The 21,136-nt window shown below is 64.4% G+C and carries 18 protein-coding genes and 1 pseudogene; 8 read left to right on the top strand and 11 right to left on the bottom strand.

The annotated features are described in order from the left end of the window. Positions 1-21: 21 nt before the first annotated feature. Entirely contained in the window at positions 22-447 is a 426-nt protein-coding gene (locus ABIA45_RS06140) for an HIT family protein (RefSeq protein WP_157286646.1), read from the top strand. A 115-nt stretch (positions 448-562) separates the two neighbouring features. Here the strand turns inward: ABIA45_RS06140 and tsaA are convergent, their stop codons facing one another. The 4 genes from tsaA to ABIA45_RS06120 form a co-directional block, all read right to left on the bottom strand. Continuing rightward, positions 563-1,054, bottom strand: a complete 492-nt coding sequence (gene tsaA, locus ABIA45_RS06135; protein ID WP_271538189.1) for a tRNA (N6-threonylcarbamoyladenosine(37)-N6)-methyltransferase TrmO — start codon at positions 1,052-1,054, stop codon at positions 563-565. A gap of 32 nt (positions 1,055-1,086) precedes the next feature. Continuing rightward, entirely contained in the window at positions 1,087-1,437 is a 351-nt protein-coding gene (locus ABIA45_RS06130; RefSeq protein WP_036015173.1) for an AzlD domain-containing protein, read from the bottom strand. After that, a complete protein-coding gene (locus ABIA45_RS06125) occupies positions 1,434-2,174 on the bottom strand; it encodes an AzlC family ABC transporter permease (RefSeq protein ID WP_036039333.1) in 741 nt (246 codons plus the stop codon). Before ABIA45_RS06125 ends, ABIA45_RS06130 begins: the two co-directional genes overlap by 4 nt. Positions 2,175-2,390: 216 nt before the next feature. Then, on the bottom strand, positions 2,391-3,344 hold the full coding sequence (locus tag ABIA45_RS06120; RefSeq protein ID WP_404651386.1) for a lytic transglycosylase domain-containing protein: 954 nt from the start codon (positions 3,342-3,344) through the stop codon (positions 2,391-2,393). Positions 3,345-3,432: 88 nt separating this feature from the next. Here ABIA45_RS06120 and ABIA45_RS06115 point away from each other — a divergent pair, with 88 nt between their 5' ends. After that, a complete protein-coding gene (locus tag ABIA45_RS06115; RefSeq protein WP_271538195.1) occupies positions 3,433-4,071 on the top strand; it encodes an HAD family hydrolase in 639 nt (212 codons plus the stop codon). Here the strand turns inward: ABIA45_RS06115 and ABIA45_RS06110 are convergent. Together ABIA45_RS06110 and ABIA45_RS06105 are read right to left on the bottom strand one after the other, a co-directional pair. Then, positions 4,068-5,109, bottom strand: a pseudogene (locus ABIA45_RS06110) (phenylacetaldoxime dehydratase family protein). The gene ABIA45_RS06115 and the pseudogene ABIA45_RS06110 overlap by 4 nt on opposite strands. Before the next feature lie 29 nt (positions 5,110-5,138). Beyond that, the gene (locus ABIA45_RS06105) at positions 5,139-6,155 is read right to left on the bottom strand and encodes a carbon-nitrogen hydrolase family protein (RefSeq protein ID WP_404540633.1); all 1,017 of its coding nucleotides are present in this window, start codon (positions 6,153-6,155) and stop codon (positions 5,139-5,141) included. Between the two features lie 194 nt (positions 6,156-6,349). Here ABIA45_RS06105 and ABIA45_RS06100 point away from each other — a divergent pair, with 194 nt between their 5' ends. Beyond that, entirely contained in the window at positions 6,350-7,306 is a 957-nt protein-coding gene (locus ABIA45_RS06100; RefSeq protein ID WP_271538201.1) for a helix-turn-helix domain-containing protein, read from the top strand. A 5-nt stretch (positions 7,307-7,311) separates the two neighbouring features. Here ABIA45_RS06100 and ABIA45_RS06095 read toward each other — a convergent pair whose 3' ends face one another. Continuing rightward, on the bottom strand, positions 7,312-8,214 hold the full coding sequence (locus ABIA45_RS06095; protein ID WP_404651385.1) for an amino acid ABC transporter substrate-binding protein: 903 nt from the start codon (positions 8,212-8,214) through the stop codon (positions 7,312-7,314). A 20-nt stretch (positions 8,215-8,234) separates the two neighbouring features. Then, a complete protein-coding gene (locus ABIA45_RS06090; protein ID WP_404651383.1) occupies positions 8,235-9,557 on the bottom strand; it encodes an aspartate aminotransferase family protein in 1,323 nt (440 codons plus the stop codon). 228 nt (positions 9,558-9,785) lie between these two features. On the opposite strand from ABIA45_RS06090, the gene ABIA45_RS06085 reads away from it, so the two are divergent. The 3 genes from ABIA45_RS06085 (at position 9,786) to ABIA45_RS06075 (ending at position 13,393) form a co-directional block, all read left to right on the top strand. Beyond that, positions 9,786-10,691: a LysR substrate-binding domain-containing protein gene (locus tag ABIA45_RS06085; RefSeq protein WP_157286656.1), complete on the top strand. Its 906-nt coding sequence runs from the start codon at positions 9,786-9,788 to the stop codon at positions 10,689-10,691. A gap of 121 nt (positions 10,692-10,812) precedes the next feature. Further along, positions 10,813-11,838 (top strand): aldo/keto reductase, encoded by a 1,026-nt coding sequence (locus ABIA45_RS06080; protein WP_157286657.1) that lies wholly within the window; start codon positions 10,813-10,815, stop codon positions 11,836-11,838. A gap of 133 nt (positions 11,839-11,971) precedes the next feature. Beyond that, the gene (locus ABIA45_RS06075) at positions 11,972-13,393 is read left to right on the top strand and encodes an MFS transporter (protein WP_404651380.1); all 1,422 of its coding nucleotides are present in this window, start codon (positions 11,972-11,974) and stop codon (positions 13,391-13,393) included. A gap of 78 nt (positions 13,394-13,471) precedes the next feature. Here the strand turns inward: ABIA45_RS06075 and clpA are convergent, their stop codons facing one another. Together clpA and clpS are read right to left on the bottom strand one after the other, a co-directional pair. Then, positions 13,472-15,880: an ATP-dependent Clp protease ATP-binding subunit ClpA gene (gene clpA / locus ABIA45_RS06070; protein ID WP_036015184.1), complete on the bottom strand. Its 2,409-nt coding sequence runs from the start codon at positions 15,878-15,880 to the stop codon at positions 13,472-13,474. A 287-nt stretch (positions 15,881-16,167) separates the two neighbouring features. Next, on the bottom strand, positions 16,168-16,500 hold the full coding sequence (clpS, locus tag ABIA45_RS06065; protein ID WP_036015195.1) for an ATP-dependent Clp protease adapter ClpS: 333 nt from the start codon (positions 16,498-16,500) through the stop codon (positions 16,168-16,170). A 479-nt stretch (positions 16,501-16,979) separates the two neighbouring features. On the opposite strand from clpS, the gene ABIA45_RS06060 reads away from it, so the two are divergent. Next, complete coding sequence (locus tag ABIA45_RS06060) at positions 16,980-18,341, top strand: TadE/TadG family type IV pilus assembly protein (protein ID WP_271538214.1); 1,362 nt, start codon at positions 16,980-16,982, stop codon at positions 18,339-18,341. Between the two features lie 72 nt (positions 18,342-18,413). Here the strand turns inward: ABIA45_RS06060 and ABIA45_RS06055 are convergent, their stop codons facing one another. After that, on the bottom strand, positions 18,414-18,752 hold the full coding sequence (locus tag ABIA45_RS06055; RefSeq protein ID WP_028135884.1) for a phasin family protein: 339 nt from the start codon (positions 18,750-18,752) through the stop codon (positions 18,414-18,416). A gap of 387 nt (positions 18,753-19,139) precedes the next feature. Here ABIA45_RS06055 and ABIA45_RS06050 point away from each other — a divergent pair, with 387 nt between their 5' ends. Further along, complete coding sequence (locus ABIA45_RS06050; RefSeq protein WP_404651378.1) at positions 19,140-20,990, top strand: serine hydrolase; 1,851 nt, start codon at positions 19,140-19,142, stop codon at positions 20,988-20,990. Positions 20,991-21,136: the final 146 nt, after the last annotated feature.

Genomic DNA, 21,136 nt, shown 5'->3' with positions numbered 1-21,136 from the left:
ATCGTCCGAGGAGCCGCCGCCATGACCGCCTACGACAGCAACAACATCTTCGCAAAGATCCTGCGCGGCGAACTGCCCTGCTACAAGGTGTACGAGGACGGGCACGTCTTCGCCTTCCTCGACATCATGCCGCGGGTGCCCGGTCACACGCTGGTGATCCCGAAGGCCCCTGCCCGCAACATCCTCGACATCAAGCCCGACGATTATGCCCATGTCGCCCGCGGCGCGCACAAGATCGCGGCCGCCGCGATGAAGGCGTTCGACGCCGACGGCATCACCGTGCAGCAGTTCAACGAGCCCGCCGGCGGACAGGTGGTGTTTCACCTGCACATGCACGTGATGCCGCGCCACGACGGCGTCGCCATGTTGCCGCCGGCGAGCCGCAAGGAAGACGACAAGGTGCTGCAAGAACACGCGGCGAAGCTGATGGCGGCGTTGAAGGGTTGATCGTCATTCCGGGGCGCGACGAAGTCGCGAGCCCGGAATCCATTTCACTACCGTCACTGCCGCCCGATGGATTCCGGGTTCGACGCTTCGCGTCGCCCCGGAATGACGGAGAAAGTCACTCCGTCTCGAAATCACCCTTTTGCGGCGCGGCCAGCGGCGTGAACTCGCAGCGGTCGGGCTTGATGTCGATCAGCGGCGTGTTGTCGATGCAATCGAGGCCGCGCACCAGGATGGCATTGCCATCGATGCCGACCAGCTTGACGATCGAGGTGCCGATCGGATTGGGCCGCACCGGCGAGCGCAGCGAAAACGTGCCGCGGGTCTTCTCGTTGTTCTTCGGGCTCTGCAGGATGATGTCGCGGCGCGACTTGTCGAGCCAGTACAGGACCTCGAGATTGCTGTAGAAATCGACGCCCTTGATCGCGGGCACGAACGGCTCGAAGATCTCGAGCCGGCAGATCGGGCCATCGTGACGCCCCTGCCGCGGCGTCTCCAGCCGCGACGACCAGGGCGTGCGGATACGGCCGATGAAGACGAGGCCGGCATCTTGCGGCGGCGGCAGCTCGATGGCGACCTCGCCCTCGCGGAGCTCCTGTTCGCGAACCATATGTCCTATTCCCTGGCTGTTCGCTGGCGGTTTTAGCCCAACCACCACTTGCCGGCCAGCATGAAGACCTCGCCCGTGACCACGCCCGCGAAGATCGAACGGCGGGTCAGCAGGAAAACGACGAGCCCGGCACCGACCGCGCCATAACGCAGGACGTCAGGCACGCTGGCCAGCGCGCCCGGTGGCTGGACCACGATCTGGGCGATGACGCCGGCCAGGATCGCGGTGGCGACCGCCCTGACCCAGACCAGCAGCTCCGAGCCCTCGTCGATGCCGCCGCCGAACCACAGGCCCAGCATGCGCCAGATCTGGTTGGGAACGACGCCGGCGACGAACAGCACCGCCAGCGCGTGCCAGTCGCCGATCGCTTGCGCAAAGCTCATGCGCGCACCTCCCGCCACCAGTGCACGCCATAAGCGATCGTCCCGGCGACCACGCCGCTGACGAGGATGTCGAGACCGGAGTTCATCTTCGCCGCCAGAGGATAGAGCACGATGCCCAGCACGAGCGCGACGACATCGGCGACCTCGCGGCTGTTGCGCGCGGTCGAGAACAGGAACGACAGCGGCGTCAACAGCAGGATCGCCGCACCAAGCGTCTGCGTCAGGTTGGCGGCGAGGAAATAGCCGACGATATTGGCGACGAGGCACACGGAGACGAGCCCGCAGCCGAGCCCGTGGACGAAGGCGATCCGCCGTTCGCGCGGCACCTGCGGCAGGAAGCGATGGCATTCGACCCACAGCGTCACTGCAGTGAGATGCGCGGCGAAAATCAGCTCGCGCCGCTTGGTCGTGGGTGTGCGCATCAGCGGCAGCACAGAGACCACCATCGGAAACAGGCGGATGGCACTGACGGTCACCGCGATTGCCGACTGGATGATGGTGGCGCCCGAGCCGAGCGTGGTGATCAGGATGATCTGCGCCGGACCTGCCCAGACGAACAGCGTCGAGCACAATGCCCAGAGCAGGCTGAAATGGGTGTCGTGAGCGAGCGCACCGATGCCGAGATAGGTCACGAACAGCACGATGGTGAGGATCGTCTGCGTGATCGAGCGCAGTCCCCACGCGAAGGCGCGCCAGGGACTATTCCATTGCGGTGAATCGAGCGGAGGAAGCGCCACGGAAGCTTTGGCCGGTGAGGAATCGTGCCGGCATAACGGGCGAGACGGGGGCGCGCGTCAAGGAAGGGTGCGGCGGGGCTGGCATGCGTGACACACCCACCGCCGTCATTCCGGGCGCGCCACTTGGCGCGAACCCGGAATCCATCAGGCCACAGAAATCGCTGACGATGGATTCCGGGTTCGCGACTTCGTCGCGCCCCGGAATGACAGCTTATCCTACCCCGCCACACCCCTGTTCCTCAGCACGAAGCACGCCCCGCCCGCCTTGCGGATGCGGTTGCACAGATCATCAGCCTCGGCGCGCGTATCCGTGCCGATGCGGACCTGATAGAACGCGCGTGTGCCGCGGCTGCGCATCACCGAGGAGAGCAGGCTCGGATCACGCTCGCCGATCACGGTGCTCAGTTTCGTCACGGCCCGGGAATACATCGTCAGCGCCCTGTTGCGGTCGAAGCCGGCCGCGAGCTGGACGCCCCAGATCTTTGCGGCTGCAAGCTCGACATGCTGCTCGAGCTCGGCGACGAACGGATTGGGAGCACGCTTGAGCAGCGCCATCAGATCACGGCAGCTCGTCGGGGGTGAGCTGGGCGGTCCCTTGCCGGTGCTCCCCGCCTTGGCCCAGGCATCGACACTGGTGCCGGTGATGGCATAGACGTAATTGCGGGTCTGCTCGGGCATCGGTCCGGTGCCGGCGAGCCATTCCTGCACCCGCCGAGGGCCGGCGTTGTAGGCGGCGGCGGCAAGGCCGAGATTGCCGAACTGGTTGCGCAGCTCATTCAGGAATTCGGCCGACTTCGGCAAGGCCTGCACCGGATTGAACGGATCGAGCAGCCCGCGCTCGCTGGCAGTGCCCGGCATGAACTGCGCGATCCCTTGCGCATGTTGGCCGCTGCGCGTCATGGGCCCGACCGCATCGGCCTGGAAGCGGCTTTCCTGCCAGATCACGCGCGCGAAGAATTCCAGCGGCAGGCTATTGTCGCGCGCGGCCGCCTCCACGATCAGGCAGATCGACTCCCGCGTGTCGCTCTCGCGCGCGTCGTTCGGTTTCTCCGGCGGCCTCTCGGGTTCCTCGGCCTTCGGAGGCGCATCGATGGGGGGCGCCTCCTCTGCAAGCGCCGGCGAGTGCACGAGGACCTGGCACAAGACAGCAATGACCCGAGCTATTCGCATGGCATCGACGTAACAGGACAAATCGGACCTTGACTTGGAACCAGAGCCAACTAGCAACAGACGGCAGTATCAACACCGGTCCCGCCCGATGGTGACAATCTTTTTTGATCTCGACGGCACGCTGACGAACCCGAAGCCCGGGATCACCCGCTCGATCCAATATGCGCTGGAACGGCTCGGCGTTCCCGTGCCGAGCGAGGACGAACTGACCTGGTGCATCGGCCCTCCGCTGCTTGCCAGCCTGCGCAAGCTCACCGGAGCCGATGAGCTCGCCGACCGCGCACTGCTGCTCTATCGCGAGCGCTTCAGCGATATCGGCCTGTTCGAGAACGAGGCTTACAGCGGAATTACGGACACGTTATCTTCGCTCGCAGCGACACGTCAGCGCATGTTCGTGGCGACCAGCAAGCCCGCCGTCTACGCCAGCCGCATCGTCGATCATTTCGGGTTGAAGCCGTATTTCGAACGCGTGTTCGGATCCGAGCTCGACGGCACGCGCGTCGACAAGCGCGACCTGCTCCGCTACGCGCTCGATGAGGCCAGGGTCGATGGGAACAGCGCGATCATGATCGGCGACCGCAGCCACGACGTGGTCGGCGCCCGCACCAACGGAATGACCGCCATCGGCGTGCTCTACGGCTATGGCAGCGAGACCGAGCTGCGAGAGGCCGGCGCGCATCACATCTGCGCGGCACATCCCGAGCTGCTCGGCCATTGCGTCGCTTAGGTGCTGACCGTTTCGACCGCAGCAAGCATACCCGTCTTCGAGTGACAGTTCAGATATTCGAAGAACTGTTCATCGGCGGCTGCCACCGTCACCTCGTGATAGAGCCGCAGCTTGGCTGACGGCCCGAGCGTCGACAGATATTTCATAGCCGCGCCGAAGATCTTGACGTGAGTCGGATGCGACTCCGCCCAGCGTTCGAGCGCGGCGAGGCTCTTCCACCAGCTCTGACCGTAGGACTTTTCGCTCGCGCTGCCGTCGGCCGTCAGCACCTGCATGTAGCGGTTGGCATAGCAGCCAATCGCGAGGCCATCATCGCGCAGAAAATCCATGCCCTCGCGTAGCACCGGTTCGACGTCGTCGAGATAGAGCTTTCGCTCGGATGCTTCCGTATCGCTCCAGTCCTGCCCGGACCGGATCAGGCAGAGATTATCGTGCGCCACGACTCTCAGCCGCGCGCCGTCGCGGATCAGCCCTAGAGTCCCCGCGGGCGCCATGGCATCGGTCTGTGATTGCGGGATGCGATCGCGCATGCCGCCCCAATAGGCGTGCTCCTGCACCTCACCGCTCATGCCCTCCGCAACGACGGGCGATACCTTCGGGCCGATCGGGCGAGGAGAACAGCGTCTCGTGACGGGTCACAATGGGACGCAACACCTCGATGAAGGTACCGATGCCTTCGCGCTGCCGCCCGGTCCACATCTCGCGAGCTCGCGCGAACCAGGCATCAAAGCGCGCGAGATTGTCCCAATAAGCGACTGTGACAACATTCTCGGAGCCGGACTGATCGGCATAACGCGCACGGTCCCAATGTGACGGGCCGCCATCCATTGCGAACAATCCTGCGAGTTCTTTCGACGCGTCAATTGCTGCCGCCGGTGCCGCACCGCCATACTGAACACCGAAATAGGCCATCACGACCCGGCTGACCGAAGGCTTGTAGCGCGCCACGAAGGACGGATATGGCGGCTGGTAATCGTCCGGCACGCGCTTGTGGCGCGTGCGTGGGGTTTCGAGATGCGCAGGAATTGCTGATTCCATGGCCGGATCCTCTCCCGTGATCGCGGCGATCAGCTTGCCGCCGCGGCAATGTCCATAGGCTCGACGGTGTCGACCGGCAGCGCGAACTGCTCGACCCGCTGGTACCGCTTCTTGTTGAGCAGCAGCCGTGTGACGTCGGGCCGCGAATAATGGCCTGCGGGATCGGCGGCATTCTTGGCAACGCCGATGGCGCCGAGATCGATCTCTGCGATCAGCAGGCCTTCCTGATCGGGCGCCAGCTTGTCCCCGATCTGACTGCCGTCGGGGCCGTAGATGGCCGCAAAGCCGCCGCCCGCATGCAGCAACGCATTCTTGTCCGGCCGGTCGCAGAGCTCGTCGATCATGGCCTGCGAGACGGTGGCGCAAGGCGCGAGCACGAAACAGGAGCCTTCCACCGCATAGACGCGCGAAGCCGCGTTGTTGACCTCGGCCCCTAATGCCGGCGCGAAGGGATCGTAGAGCGAGAAGCTCGGCCAGGCCGCGACATGGACCTGCTCGTTCTGAGCGTACATCGCGTATTTCGACAGCGGCTGCAGATGCTCCCAGCAGCACAGCGCGCCGAGCCGGCCGATGTCGGGCCGCGCATGCACGGCAAGGTCGCTGCCGTCGCCTTCGCCATAGACCGTGCGCTCGGCATGGGTCGGCCGCAGCTTGCGGCGCTTTGCGATGGTCTCGCCATCGGGGCCGATCAGCCATTGCGCGAGGTAAAGGCTGCCGCCATCGCGCTCGGACAGGCCGATCACGGCGGTGAGCTTTGCCTTGCGCACGGCCTCGCGCAGGCGCTCGGCCTGTGGGCTGTCATAGGACAGCGAGTTGTCGAAATAGCGCTGCACGAAGCCCCGCCCGATCGCCCAGGCCGGGGAATCCAGCCAGATGTGCCAGGGGTAGCCGGGGATGAAAGCTTCCGGAAAGGCGATCAGCTTGGCGCCCTTTTCCGCGGCCTCCCCGATCAGCGCAATCGACTTGTCAATCGAAGCGTCGAGATCGAGCCAGGCCGGAGCCGCCTGCACCACCGCAACCTTGTATTTCGGATGTTCGATGCCCATTGCCGCCTCCATTGCCGGTTGATCGCAAGCCACGTCCGATGCAGTCTATTTGGCCAAGCCGGGCGGCCAGGCGCTCGACCACGGCGGAACAAAAACTCGACTGGAAGGGATCGCCCGGTACGGAATTTGCCTCCGGTCAGGCTCGATCTGCGCCAACATGCGGTTTTGCAGGATGTGAAAGGGAGGCTGTCCTGATGCCAATCCAGTTCACGACAGACGGCAGTCCCGGCTACCGGCGGCTCGCGCTCTGGCAGGACATCGTCTGCGACGTCTTCGTCGGGCTCGACTGCAAGTCCGACCTCGGCAGCGCCTTTCATGGCTCGGTCACGCAGGCCTCGCTCGGCAAGGCCGTGTGCTCCGAGGTCTGCTCGGACCGCCAGCACGTCTTCCGCACACCGTCGCGCATCGCGCGCTCGGATCAGGACTTCGTCCTCGTCGCGCTCGGCAACCGCGGCAACGGTGGTGTTGTGCAGGACGGCCGCGAGACCGTGATCCACCCTGGCGAGTTCGCGATCTACGACACAACGCGCCCGTACGAGCTGAAGTTCAACGACAGTTTTACGCAGACCATCTTCAAGGTCCCACGCGAGATGCTGCAGCGGCGGCTCGGCGGCACCGAGACGCTGACCGCAATGTCATTTGGCGTCGACGCACCGCTCGAGCGGCTCGCCTATGATTTCATTGTCCGGCTCTGCCAGAATGCGGATAGCTTGGCTCCGGATACGGCCACGGCGCTGTCGGAGCAGGCAGTTGATCTGCTTGCGATGGCGTTGAGCGAGCGGCTCGGCAAGTCACCGCTGCCGTCCTCGACCCACCGCTCGGCCCTGCTCTACCGAGTGAAGGCGCACATCCGCGCGCACCTCGCCGATCCCGATCTCTCGGTCGCTGAGACCGCAGCCGCGCTCGGCATCTCCCCGCGCTATGTCAACGATCTTCTCGCAGACGAGGACACCTCCTTCCAGCGTCATGTCCTTGCCGAACGCCTCGCCCGATGTCGGAGGGATCTCGCCTCGCCTCTGCTCGCCCATCGCCACATCAGCGAGATCGCCTTCGCCTGGGGCTTCAACGACCTCTCGCATTTCGGCCGCGTCTTCCGCGATCATTTCGGGATGTCGCCGCGCGACTTCAGGCAGAGCCAGTTGCGGCATTGACGCTCCTACGGCGCGAGCGTTTCGCTCGGTGAGGCGACGCGGGCCTTCATCGCCTCGCTCATGGGAAGCCGGAGGTTCTGTCCCTTCGGCGGAATCGGCGCCTCGAACCATTTGGCATAGAGCTTGTCGAACGCGCCGGAGGCCATGTTCTCCTTGATAGCGGTGTCGACCAAGGCCTTGAACTCGGGATCTTCCCGACGGGTCATCAATCCGTAGTAGGACGGCGCATAGGTCGCGCCCAGCATCCGGAAGGCCTTCGGATCGGACGCGTTCGCGACGAGCCCGGCGATCAGGATGTCGTCCTCGAACCACGCCGCGGCGCGGCCCGTTCCCAGCATCAGCAGGGACTCGGCGTGATCCTTGGCCTGGATGATCGTCACGTTCAGTTTCTGCTCGCCGAGAACCTGCTTTGCGACCGCAACGTTCAACGAGCCCTGCGTGATGACGACCGTCTGCCCGTCGAGGCCCTTCGGCTCCATCACCCGCGACGCCGCAGACACCAGCCAGCGCGGTGATGCCACATAGGTCGCAACGGAGAACGAAACCTGCTTCTGACGTTCGGCAGTGTTGGTCGTGCTGCCGCACTCGACGTCGATGGTGCCGTTCTGGAGCAGCGGGATGCGATTGGACGCATTCACCGGGACATAGTCGATCCCCAGCTCCGGCCGCTGCAGCACGATCCTGATCTTGTCGGCCACCGCGGAGCAGAGATCGAGCGAGAGCCCGATCGGCTTCTGGTCCGATCCGAGATAGGCGAATGGGATGGAAGCCTCCCGATAGCCGAAGCTGATCTTGCCGACCTCTCTGATCTTGTCGAGGGTTGGGCTGGCCGCTTGCGCCGTCGGAACGTCCAACAGCGCAAGCGAAAGTACGACCAGGGCAAGCGTCGGCGCGTGTCTGCGGATCATGTCGGCCTCCGGACTGTTGATCATGCGGCGGGATTTCGCGACAACTCGTCGAGGCTTTCCCTCAAGGATCGATCCAGGATCTCGACGGCGCGGTCGATCTCCTCGGTCGAGACGGTCAGCGGCGGGGCGATGCGCCACACCGATCCGCGCTCGGGCCGGCGGCGGATGTTCATGCTCAGCCCATGTTCAAAGCACTTCTTCGTCGTCAGGCCGCCGAGCTGGTGGGCCGCGCGCCGACTGTTGCGGTCGGTGACCAGCTCGACGCCGAGCAGAAGCCCCATGCCCCTGATGTCGCCGATCTGCTCGTATTTCTGCTGAAGACCCTCGAAGTGGTCGCGCAGATAGGCGCCCATGACGTTGGCACGCTCGACCAGCTTCTCCTCCGCGATCACACGCAGCACCGCGAGCCCGACCTCGGCCAGCAGCGGATCGGAGACGTGGCTGGTGTAATAGGTGAAGTGATCCTCGTGCAGCTTGCTCTCGATCGCCTCGGTGGTCGATACAGCCGCGAGCGGCAGCCCGCCGCCGAGCGTTTTCGACATCGTCATGATGTCAGGCACGACACCGAAATGTTCCGATCCCGTCTTCCGGCCGATGCGTCCGAACGCCGTCTGGGCCTCGTCGAAGATCAGCAGCATTCCGCGGTCGTCGGCGGCTTTACGTAGCGCCTCCATGAAGGCCTTCGGCGGCACCAGCACGCCGCCGGCGCTGATCACGGGCTCGGCGATGATCGCCGCGCCCCGCCCGCTCGACTGCATGTCGAACATTTTCAGCGCCAGCTCGAGATTGGCGAGCGCGGATGCTTCCTCACTCCCCTTGTCGATGTAGGGACGATAGGCATTCGGCTCGGGGATGACGAACACGCCGGGCGGCGGCACACCATAGCCCTTGCGGTCGCTCGCCATCGAGACCGAGGCGGCGCCGCCGGTGATGCCGTGCCAGGAGCCGCCGAGGACAAGCACCTCATAGCCGCCGGTGTACATCTTGGCCATCCGGAGCGCGACTTCAGTCGCCTCCGAGCCGGTGTTGATGAAGATCGAGCGCTTGAGATCGCCGGGCAGCCAATCCGTCGCCAGCACCTGGGCGAGCTCGGCCACCACTTCGGGAATCATCCCGCTGAAGAGATGGAACGCCTTCTTCCCGGCCCGCTCCACCGCCGCGACAATAGCAGCGTGGTTGTGGCCGATCGTCGCGCACATCTGCCCCGAGGTGAAATCGAGATAGTCGCGCCCGTCGCTGTCGGTGACGATGGTACCTTTCGCGGTCGTGAAGAGGTTCGGGAACACGTCTCCGCCGTACCGCACCAGAAATTCGTCGGCAGCTTGTTTCAGCGCTGAAGTCATGGCGTCTCCTTAAGCAAGCGGTATCTGCCGCGCGCGGAGCACGGCGCGGCGATGCGGAGCCCGCTCACCGATCTCGGGTCAGATTGTGGGCAAGAAGCTGTTGCGTCGGGACGTTCGCGGTACGAAACTTGCCCGTGCAACGGAGAAATTCGTAACCGGGCAGACATGATGGGCGCCAGTTCAAAAAACTCAGCAGCCGATGAAGCAAGCTCAACGGGGCGGCCGCGCATGCCGCCGCTGAAAGCGCTGTCGGCGTTCGAAGCTGCTTCCCGCCACGGCAGCTTCAGCCGCGCTGCCGAGGAGCTCGGGGTCACGCCTTCCGCGATCAGCCATCACATCCAGAACCTCGAAGATTTTCTCGGCGTGCGCGTGTTCTCGCGGCACGCCGGCCGTGCCGTACTTACCAACGCCGGCCGCCTCTATGCCGGCGAGATCGAGCGCGCGTTCGGCACGATCATGGGTGCGACGCGGCTGGTGGCGCCGCAATCGCAGCGTGATCATTTGTTCATCGCCAGCGGACCGAGCTTTGCCGCCAAATGGCTACAACCGCGGATCGGAGATTTCATCGGCCAGCATCCGGAGATCGGGATCAGACTGTCGACCATCGCCGATCTGCGCGATCTCGAAACCATCCGCTTCGACCTCGCGATCGCCTATGGGCGCCCACCAGTCGTGAACGACAGGCAGATTGAGCCGCTCCTCGCCGAGCGCCTGCGCCCGCTCTGCAGCCCACGGCTGATCGAGCAGCTCGACCTGCGCGAGCCCGGCGATCTCGCGCGCGCCACGCTGATCCATTCCTCGAACGCGCTGACCTGGACCGATTATCTGCGCAAGGTCACAGGCGCGATCATCAAGGCGCGTCACGAATTGTGGTTCGACCGCTCCACCATGGCGATCGATGCAGCCGTCGAGGGGCTTGGCGTCGTGCTGGAGAGCGAGATCCTTGCCGCCGAGGAGCTGGACAAGGGCACGCTCGTCGTACCGTTCCGCGAACCCAAATTCGAAGTGGAGACGATCTCCTACTATCTGGTGCGCTCGGCTGAGGCGAAAGGGCGTAGCCATGTCAGCGCGTTCGAGGCTTGGCTGCGCGCGAAGATCTCGGCTGCAAACTTGCAGACCACGAGCGTAGCCTAACAAATACGGACTACCAAGCAGAGCCGCCATGTGAGCGCGTGATAGGACAAGGCACCCGCTTGCGCTAAACTCGGCACCAAGGCCGTACCGATCAACGAGCGGCCAGCCGAGGAGCAGATCGATGGAATACCGACGCTTGGGCCGGTCCGGCCTCATGGTGCCTGCCTTGAGCCTGGGTACGGGCACGTTCGGCGGCGTCGGCCGCCTTGCGGCATGGGGCACGACGGACGCGACAGAGGCGCGGCGTCTTCTGGACATCTGCCTCGAGGCCGGCGTGTCGATGTTCGACACAGCGAATGTCTACTCGCTCGGCGAGTCCGAGCGGGTGCTCGGTGAGGCTATCAAGGGTCGCCGCGACAAGGTCCTGATCTCGACCAAGGCGACCTTCCGCTTTGGCGACGGTCCCAACGATATCGGCTCGTCGCGTGAGCACCTGCTCAAAGCCATCGACGGTTCGCTGAGCCGGCTCGGCACCGATTACATCGATCTGTTCCAGCTCCACGGTTTCGATGCCTTCACGCCGCCCGAAGAGGTGCTCTCGACTCTCGACGTGCTCGTGCGCGCCGGCAAGATCCGCTATGTCGGCGTCTCGAATTTCTCGGGCTGGCACCTGATGAAGTCGCTCGCTGTCGCCGACAAGCACGGTTTTCCGCGTTACGTCGCCAACCAGACCTACTACTCCCTGATCGGGCGCGACTACGAATGGGAGTTGATGCCGCTCGGCCTGGACCAGGGGTTGGGCGCCGTGGTCTGGTCGCCGCTCGGCTGGGGGCGCCTCACCGGAAAGATCCGCCGCGGTCAGCCGAAACCGGAAGTCAGCCGCCTGCCCAAGACGGCCGAATTCGGACCGCCCGTCTCGGACGAGCACGTCTACCGTGTCGTCGATGCGATCGACGAGATCGCGAAAGAGACCGGCAAGAGCGTATCGCAGATCGCGCTGAACTGGCTGCTGCAGCGCCCGACGGTCTCGACGCTGATCATCGGCGCACGCAACGAGACCCAGCTGCGCGAAAATCTCGGCGCGGTGGGCTGGTCCTTGACCAAGGACCAGGTCGCAAAGCTCGATGCCGCGAGCACGGTGACGCTGCCCTATCCCTACTGGCACCAGCGCGTGACCTTCAGCGACCGCAATCCACCGGCGGTGTAGGACAGCTGCATCAAGCGCGCTTGGGTAAGCCGGCGCGCTGGCAGCGCGGTTCCGGAACTATCGCGACCCTGCCCTGTTGGCGCAATACTCGGCATGTGGCCGAGTCCGATTCGCCAACGATACGCCGCTCACGATGTCGACAGTCACCATCGAGCATGCCGACGGCCTGCCGCAGCCGCAACGCAATCAGGCGGTGCTGACCATTGCGTTCGGCATCGTCATGGCGGTGGTCGACAGCACCATCGTCAATGTGGCGCTGCCGACGATCGCGGCCGATCTCGATGCGACCCCGGCCTTGTCGATCTGGATCGTCAGCGGCTACCAGCTCGCGATCACGATCTCGCTGCTGCCGCTGGCTTCGCTCGGCGAGATCGTCGGCTATCGACGCGTCTATCTGGTCGGGCTGGCGCTGTTCACGCTGTCATCGGCCTTCTGTGCGCTGGCCCACACGCTGCCGACGCTGACGATCGCGCGCATCCTCCAGGGCTTTGGCGCGGCCGGCATCATGAGCGTCAACGCGGCGCTGGTGCGTTTCACCTATCCGCGCAGCCTGCTCGGCCGCGGCATCGGGCTCAACGCGCTCGTCGTCGCCTTCTCGGCCGCGATCGGCCCGACGCTCGCCGCCGGCATCCTCGCAGTCGGAAGCTGGCCCTGGCTGTTCGCGATCAACGTGCCGCTCGGCGTGGTGACGCTGGTGCTGGGCCTGCGCAGCCTGCCGCACACCAAGCCCGCGAGCCGCTCCTTCGACTGGCAGAGTGCGGGGCTGTCGGCGATCACGTTCGGCGTCGGCATCGCGGCGGTCGACAGCGTCGGTCATGGCGAGGCCGCGATCACCTGTCTCGTGCAATTCGCCATCGCGATCGCCGCGGGTGCGCTGCTGATCTATCGCGAGACTCACATGACCTCGCCGCTCTTGCCGGTCGATCTGCTGCGCATCCCGGTGTTCGCGCTGTCGATTGCGACCTCGATCGCATCGTTCTGCGGGCAGATGCTGGCCTTCGTCGCGATCCCCTTCTATCTCCAGAGCCGCTTCGGCTATTCGGCCGTGCATATGGGCCTGTTGATCACGCCATGGCCGATCGCATTGGCGTTTGCGGCCCCCCTCGCCGGCCGCCTGGTCGAGCATTATCCGGCCGGCCTGCTCGGCGGTATTGGGCTCACGCTATTCGCCTGCGGCCTTGGCGCGCTGGCCTTCTTGCCGGCGACGCCAACGCCGCTCGACGTGATCTGGCGGATGGCGCTCGCCGGCGCCGGCTTCGGTCTGTTCCAGACCCCCAATAACCGTACCATGATCGCAGCCGCCCCGCGCGAGCGCGCCGGCGGCGCCAGCGGCATGCTGGGAACGGCGCGCCTGCTCGGCCAGACCACCGGAGCGGCGCTGGTGGCGCTGTTGCTCAGACGGTATCCGGTTGAGGGGACCAGGCTGGCGCTCCTTGTCGGCGTTGGATTTGCGCTCTGCGGCGCGATGCTGAGCCTGCTGCGGCTTTCCACAGCCGGCGCGCGCGGTGCCGAGCACGTCCGCGTGCAGGACGATCAGCGCCTCCGGGGCGACTGAAACCGGTTCACTGTACGGATAGCCAACAACAAAAAGGCCGGCTCTCAGCCGGCCTTTTCGATTTGTCACCTGTGCCGATCAAACCTTGACCAGCGGCCCCTTGGAGGTCGGCCCCTTCGAGCCGCCGGGGCCACCCGGCTTGGACTTGCCGGGCGGGCGCTTGCGGGTGCCGGGCAGCTTCTCCTGCTTCGGCGTGACCGGGCCCTCGACGAATTCGAAGCCGATCTTCTCCTTGGTCTCGTCGGCCTCGTCCTTGACGAGCACGACGCGAACGTGGCCGCCGCCCTTGAGCTTGCCGAACAGCACCTCGTCGGCCAGCGGCTTCTTGATGTGCTCCTGGATCACGCGGGCCATGGGACGCGCGCCCATCTGCTCGTCGTAGCCGTGCTGGACCAGCCAGGCCTTGGCCGGCTCGGACAGCTCGATGGTGACATCGCGATCGCCGAGCTGCGCCTCGAGCTGAAGCACGAACTTCTCGACCACGGTGCCGATCACCTCGACGCTGAGATGGCCGAACGAGACGATGGCATCGAGACGGTTGCGGAATTCCGGCGCGAACTGCCGGTTGATCGCCTCGTGATCGTCGCCTTCCCGCTTCGAACGGGTGAAGCCGAACGCCTGCTTGGCGAGATCCGCCGCGCCGGCATTCGTGGTCATGATCAGGATCACATTGCGGAAGTTGACCTGCTTGCCGTTGTGATCGGTGAGGCGGCCATGGTCCATGATCTGGAGTAGCACGTTATAGAGGTCGGGATGCGCCTTCTCGATTTCGTCGAGCAGCACCACGCAATGCGGATGCTGGTCGACGCCGTCGGTGAGCAGGCCACCTTGGTCGAAGCCGACATAGCCGGGAGGCGCGCCGATCAGGCGCGACACGGTGTGCCGCTCCATGTACTCGGACATGTCGAAGCGCAGCAGCTCGACGCCGAGCGTCGCCGCGAGTTGTTTTGCCACTTCCGTCTTGCCGACGCCGGTGGGGCCCGAGAACAGGTAGCAGCCGATCGGCTTCTCCGGCTCGCGCAGGCCGGCACGCGCCAGCTTGATCGAGGCGGCGAGCGATTCAATTGCCTTGTCCTGCCCGAACACGGTGCGCTTCAACGTCTGCTCGAGATGCTTGAGCACCTCGGCGTCGTCCTTCGACACGCTCTTCGGCGGGATCCGCGCCATCGAGGCGATCGTGGTCTCGATCTCCTTGATGCCGATGGTCTTCTTGCGCTTGTTCTCGGCGACCAGCATCTGCGCCGCGCCGGACTCGTCGATCACGTCGATCGCCTTGTCGGGCAGCTTGCGGTCGTGGATGTAGCGCGAGGAGAGCTGCACCGCAGCCTCGATCGCCTCATTGGTGTACTTCAGCCGGTGATAGTCCTCGAAGTACGGCTTGAGGCCCTTGAGGATCGCGATGGCGTCCTCGACCGTCGGCTCGTTGATGTCGATCTTCTGGAAGCGCCGCACCAGCGCGCGGTCCTTCTCGAAGTGCTGGCGATATTCCTTGTAGGTGGTCGAGCCCATGCAGCGGATCGTGCCCGAGGCGAGCGCGGGCTTGAGCAGGTTCGAGGCATCCATCGCCCCGCCCGACGTCGCGCCCGCACCGATCACGGTGTGGATCTCGTCGATGAACAGGATGGCGTTGGGATGCGCCTCGAGCTCCTTGAGCACCTGCTTCAGGCGCTCCTCGAAGTCGCCCCGATAGCGCGTGCCGGCAAGTAGCGTGCCCATGTCCAGCGAGAACACGGTGGCGGCCGCCAGCACCTCCGGCACTTCGCTGTCGACGATGCGCTTGGCGAGCCCTTCTGCGATCGCGGTCTTGCCGACGCCGGCTTCACCGACGAACAGCGGGTTGTTCTTCTGCCGGCGGCACAACACCTGGATCGCGCGATTGATTTCGGAATTGCGTCCAATCACCGGATCGATCTTGCCGTCGCGCGCCTTCTTGTTGAGGTTGACGCAATAGGTCTCGAGCGCCTCGCCCTTCTTCTTGGCGTCCTCGTTACCCTTGGTCTCGGTCTCCTCGTCGACGCCGCGTACCGGCCGCGCCTCGGAGACGCCCGGCCGCTTGGCAATGCCGTGGCTGATGTAGTTGACGGCGTCGTAACGCGTCATGTCCTGCTCCTGCAGGAAATACGCGGCATGGCTCTCGCGTTCGGCGAAGATCGCGATCAACACGTTGGCGCCGGTCACCTCTTCGCGACCGGACGACTGCACATGGATCACCGCGCGCTGGATCACGCGCTGGAAACCGGCGGTCGGCTTAGCGTCGTCGGCGCCATCCGTCACCAGGTTCTCGAATTCGGTCTCAAGGTAGTTGACGAGGCTCGTACGGAGCTTGTCGAGATCGACGCTACAGGCGCGCATGACCGCGGCTGCATCGGAGTCGTCGATCAAGGAGAGCAAGAGATGCTCGAGCGTCGCGTATTGGTGATGACGCTCATTTGCGATCGCCAGCGCACGATGCAGGGATTGTTCAAGGCTTTGGGAAAAAGTCGGCATTCGCGTCCTCTATGGCCCCCACCATCATGATCGTCATCGCCCGGTCAGGCAACAACAACCTTTGTCACATATAGTTATACAAGACCGCGGCGAAAGACCGGTTCCGCCACTCGGCGGCGACACACTTGCGGCATTTTTCGATGCAAAACCCGTTCCGGTTTGGGCGGGATCGGCGCCGGCGCAGAATTCCGTAGTTTTGCCGGCTGCAGCCCACCGCGCGCAGCCGCTACGCGACAATCACACTGCGGCTTGTACAGGAGCGGGCTTCAAACGCGCCGCAAGCCGTCTTACTTCTTTTCCATCACGCATTGCAGCGGGTGCTGGTGCTTGCGGGCGAAATCCATCACCTGCGTCACCTTGGTCTCCGCGATCTCGTAGGTGAACACGCCGCACTCGCCGATCCCGTGATGATGGACGTGCAGCATGATCTTGGTAGCGGCTTCGATGTCCTTGTTGAAGAACTTCTCCAGCACGTGAACGACGAACTCCATCGGCGTGTAGTCGTCGTTCAGGATCAGCACGCGATACAGGTTCGGCCGCTTGGTCTTGGGCTTGACCTTGGTGATGACCGACGTGCTCGGACCCGACGGAGTACCCGAACGGTTGTCGTCATTGCTCATGCGAGGCGCGTCGGCAGCGGCTGGCGCGGACAGATCGAGGCTGGAAGTCAATTGCAGCATGGCACAGGCGTTCAAATTCCCCACGGAAGCGAATGGCGGTCACCGCGCGACCCCGCCCTTCGGAGCCTGGCGCAGGCGCGCCGCCTTGGATCGCCGCTCCCGGCAAATGCGGTCGAGGCCGGATCGCTCGCCAGCAATATGGCCCTGCCCCCGGCCCGCCGCAAGCTCGCGGGGGTTCAGCCCAGGCGGTCGCAGCAGTCCCGATTCCCGGTCCGGGCGATCCTGATCAGGTTAATCAATCCGGAGCGATTTGACAAAAATTTCCGCCCGGCACGTTTAGAACGTGTTGACCAGGAACCCGGCCGTTAACCCGGCTGCGACGGTTTTCCGCAAAACGCTCCGTTTTTCTACGGTCCAATTTACTTGCCATTCAATGGCATGGCGCGAAATCGGGCAAAATACAGATTTCGGGGATCGTCATGTCTGGTCTGCCCCTCGTCAGCCGCCTTGGTCAACAACTCGCCCGTTTCGCAGCGGCCGAGCAAGGCAATATCGCGGTGATCTTCGCCATTGCGCTCGTTCCAGTGCTGAGCTTCGTCGGCGCGGCGATCGACTATAGCCGTGCGGCCCAGGCGCGTACCGCAATGCAGTCGGCCCTCGATTCCACCGCGCTGATGCTGTCACGGGACCTGTCCGCCGGCACCATCTCGACGTCTCAGATCGCCACCAAGGCCCAATCCTATTTCAACGCCTTGTTCACGGACACCAAGACCCTGCCCTCGGTCAGCGTCGGCGCCACCTACAACGCGAGCACCAGTATCGGCTCGACGATCCAGCTGACCGGAACCGGCACCTACACGACCAGCTTCATGAAGATCGCCGGCTTCCCGACCCTCGATGTCGGCACCTCATCCACCAGCGCCTGGGGCCTGACGCGCATGCGCGTGGCCTTGGTGCTCGACGTCACGGGATCGATGGCGTCCGACGGCAAGATGCCGGCGATGCAGACGGCCGCGAAGAACCTGGTCGACCAGCTCAGCGCGCTCGCGAAGACCAACGGCGACGTCTATATCTCGATCGTGCCGTTCGCCAAGGACGTCAACGTCGGCAGCAGCAACTACACGAAGAGCTGGATCGACTGGTCCGACTGGGAGGCTGTGAACGGGACCTGTAGCAACTCTTCCTACACGAGACAGTGGACCTGCGTTAACAACGGCAAGACTTGGACACCGAGGAACCACAACACGTGGAACGGGTGCGTCACCGATCGTGACCAGGACTATGACACCAAGAACACGACTCCAGTGAGCAGCAATTCGGCTACGCTTTTCCCGGCCGAGCAATATTCCTACTGCAACTCCAGCAATTCGGCCTACATCCAGCCGGTCATGCCGCTCAGCTACGATTGGACCTCGCTCAAATCTCTGATCGACAAGCTGGTTCCGACCGGCAACACCAACCAGGGCATCGGCCTTGCCTGGGGCTGGATGACGCTGTCGGCGGGCGAGCCCATGAATGCTCCGGCCAAGGACACGAACTACACCTACAAGGACGCAATCGTCCTGCTCTCCGACGGTCTCAACACGCAGAACCGCTGGTATAGCGGCGCTTCGCAGATCGACGCCCGGCAGAAGATCCTCTGCGACAACGCCAAGGCCCAGCCCAACAACATCACGATCTATACGGTGCAGGTGAACACCGGCGGCGATCCGACCTCAAGCGTGCTGCAATATTGCGCCAGCGGCAGCGACAAGTTCTATCTGGTCACTTCGGCGAGCCAGACGGTCTCGGTGTTCAAGGATATCGGCACTTCGCTGTCGAAGCTGCGCGTCGCACGCTGACGGTCGCATCGCTCACAACAAAAAGCCCGGCTGGTTCAGCCGGGCTTTTCGATTCCAGGATGTCTCGAGACGTTACTGAGCGGCCGGGGTGAACTTCGACACGATGGTCTCGACCGGCTTGAACGCCTGCTTGGCGAGGTCGCTGTAGAGGCCGGCAATCTTCTGCGATTCCGCGACGAAGGTCTCATAGGCGGAACGGGCAAAATCGGTCTGCGCTTCCATCGCCTTGTCCAGCGACTTCACGCCGGAAAGCTTCTCGACGAAGGACTTGGTGTCTTCGAACGACTTCTTCGTGTAGTCGCCATAGGCGCTGGCGATCGCCTGGAGGCCGTGCTGCACCGAGGTCGCGGAGGCAACGCACTGCTCGAACTGCTCTTTCCCGTAGCTCTGGAAGTCTTCAACCTTGAACATTTCGGAATCCTTTTCCCTGGCTCGCGTCGGGAAGCCCCGGCTCCCTGACTCCGCCCAAAATTAGTGCAACGCACAAAAAAGTCAAGAATCTTGTGCGTCGCACAAATCCGGCGCAAATCGCAGAGATTCCCGGGGTTTCCCGCAAGGGTTCCTTAAGCTTTTGGAAACCGGGCCACCCTACCTTGATTCCCTGGACGTGGTCACTTCCGCGAGCGGCCAAAAGCCGTTTGAGAACATCACCTTAGCCAGAACAGCGGCTCGGGTCCAACGTCCTCCCGCGGCCAACACCAGCGGAGGGACAGCCTGAGCAGGTAATGATCCCGGGTCGGTAGGGCACAATTTCGCCTCACGAGCCGGTGATCAAGTCAGAAACGGGGACGGGGTTCCATGCTTCGTAAAAACTTGTCTGCCTCGCGCTGGGCGCGGGTTGGCGTTTTCGGGCTTCTTACGGTCACCACCGCAGTCATCTTCACCGTCGACGCAGCCGAGGCGCGGCGCCATCGTCGACATTATGCGCACCACCGGGTGCAGCACGACGTGTCCGAGAGCTCCAGCTCGAAATTCGCGTCCATCATCATCGACGGCAATTCCGGCGCAGTGCTCCAGGCGACGAGCCCTGACGCGATCCGCCACCCGGCCTCGCTGACCAAGATCATGACGCTCTATCTGCTGTTCGAGCGCCTCGAATCCGGCAAGATGAAGCTCGACACCGAGATGCCGGTGTCCAAGCACGCCGCCGACCAGGATCCGACCAAGCTGAATCTGCGTGCCGGCCAGACCATCCGCGTCGAGGACGCGATCAAGGGCCTCGTCACCCGTTCGGCCAACGACGCAGCCGTGGTGATCGCGGAAGCGATCGCCGGTGACGAGGACGACTTCGCCCGGATGATGACGCGCAAGGCGCGCTCGCTCGGCATGTCCAGGACGGTCTACCGCAATGCCAACGGCCTTCCCAACGACGAGCAGGTCACGACCGCGCGCGACCAGGCCACGCTGGGTCGCGCCATTCAGGAGCGCTTCCCCCGCTACTATCGCTATTTCGCGACCTCGACGTTCAATTGGCGCGGACAGTCGATCCGCAACCACAATCGCCTGCTCGGCAGTGTCGAAGGTGTGGACGGCATCAAGACGGGCTACACCCGCGCCTCCGGCTTCAACCTCGTCAGCTCGATCCGCCGCGGCAACCGCCACCTGATCGGCGTGGTGCTCGGCGGCCGCAGCGGTGGCTCGCGCGACGCCATCATGCGCAACCTGCTCGCGGAGAACCTCGACAAGGGTGCGACCGTCCGCACCGTCGCCGCGGTCACGGAGCGCAACGGCACTGAAGCCAACACCGATGTCGCCGATGCCTCGGATATGCCGGCACGGCCCGCCCTGCCGGTCCAGGCCGCGGCGGCCCCTGCTCCCGAAGCCGCCCCGTCGCGGCTCGCCGCGCGTCTGTCGACGCTGGCCGCAGCGACTGCGGCGATGCCGCCCGCTCACTCCAAACCCGAAGCTCGGCCGACGGAGTCCAAGGTGGAGCCGGCGCCGCTCACCAATGGCGTGATCTCGAGCCAGCCGCTCTCCATCATTCCCGGCTCGTCCGAGCCGATGAAGCCGGTTCGGGTCAAGACCGTTCAGGTCAAGGCCGGCGCCGTGAAAGTCGCCTCCGCGGCTCCGGCCCAGGGTGGTGTCCAGGTCGTTGCGCCACCGGTCACCAGCACCGTCCCGCACCGCTCCGACGTCGCGGAAACTTCCGGCGCCGTCGTCGCCAGGGCAGATCTCATCAACAAGCCGGAGGCGGTGAGCCAGCCCGAAGCGCCGAAGGCCGAGATGGCCCGCACCGAACTGCCGCGGCAGCCGGCAGGCTTCGGTACCGGCAACGGCATCCTTGGCGTGCTGCCGGCGGCAACCGCCGCCGCACCGGCTCCCGCCGCACCCAAGCTCGCCTCGGCCGACCCGGCGCCGCAGCCGATCCAGATGAGCGCCACCACCAAGCCCGCCGTCACCCACAGCGGCTGGATCGTCCAGGTCGGTGCGCTCGAGAGCGAGAACGAAGCTCAGCAGCGCATCGATGCGGCCCGCAACTCGGCCCGCGGCCTGCTCAGCAAGGCGGACCCGTTCACCGAGCCGGTCGTCGCCAAGGACAATCGCAAGCTTTACCGCGCCCGCTTCGCCGGGCTCGAGCGCGATCAGGCCGAAGCCGTCTGCCGCACCTTGAAGCGTGCCGAGATCTCCTGCATCACCGTTCGCAACTGATTTCCTTCTCCGCTCCAGACCAAATGCCCGCGCCTTGCGCGGGCATTTTCGTTTTGGTGCGGCGGTGATGCGCAGGCTGTTCCGGACAAGGCTGTTCCACGACAACCTCTCGTCAAGGATTTACGGTTAAAACTTTGCTCAAGGGG

The sequence above is a fragment of the Bradyrhizobium sp. USDA 336 genome (genome assembly GCF_044908355.1).
Classification (GTDB): Bacteria; Pseudomonadota; Alphaproteobacteria; order Rhizobiales; family Xanthobacteraceae; genus Bradyrhizobium; species Bradyrhizobium yuanmingense.
The sequence above is the reverse complement of the archived record's forward strand: the minus strand, read 5'-3'. Positions and strand labels throughout refer to the sequence as shown.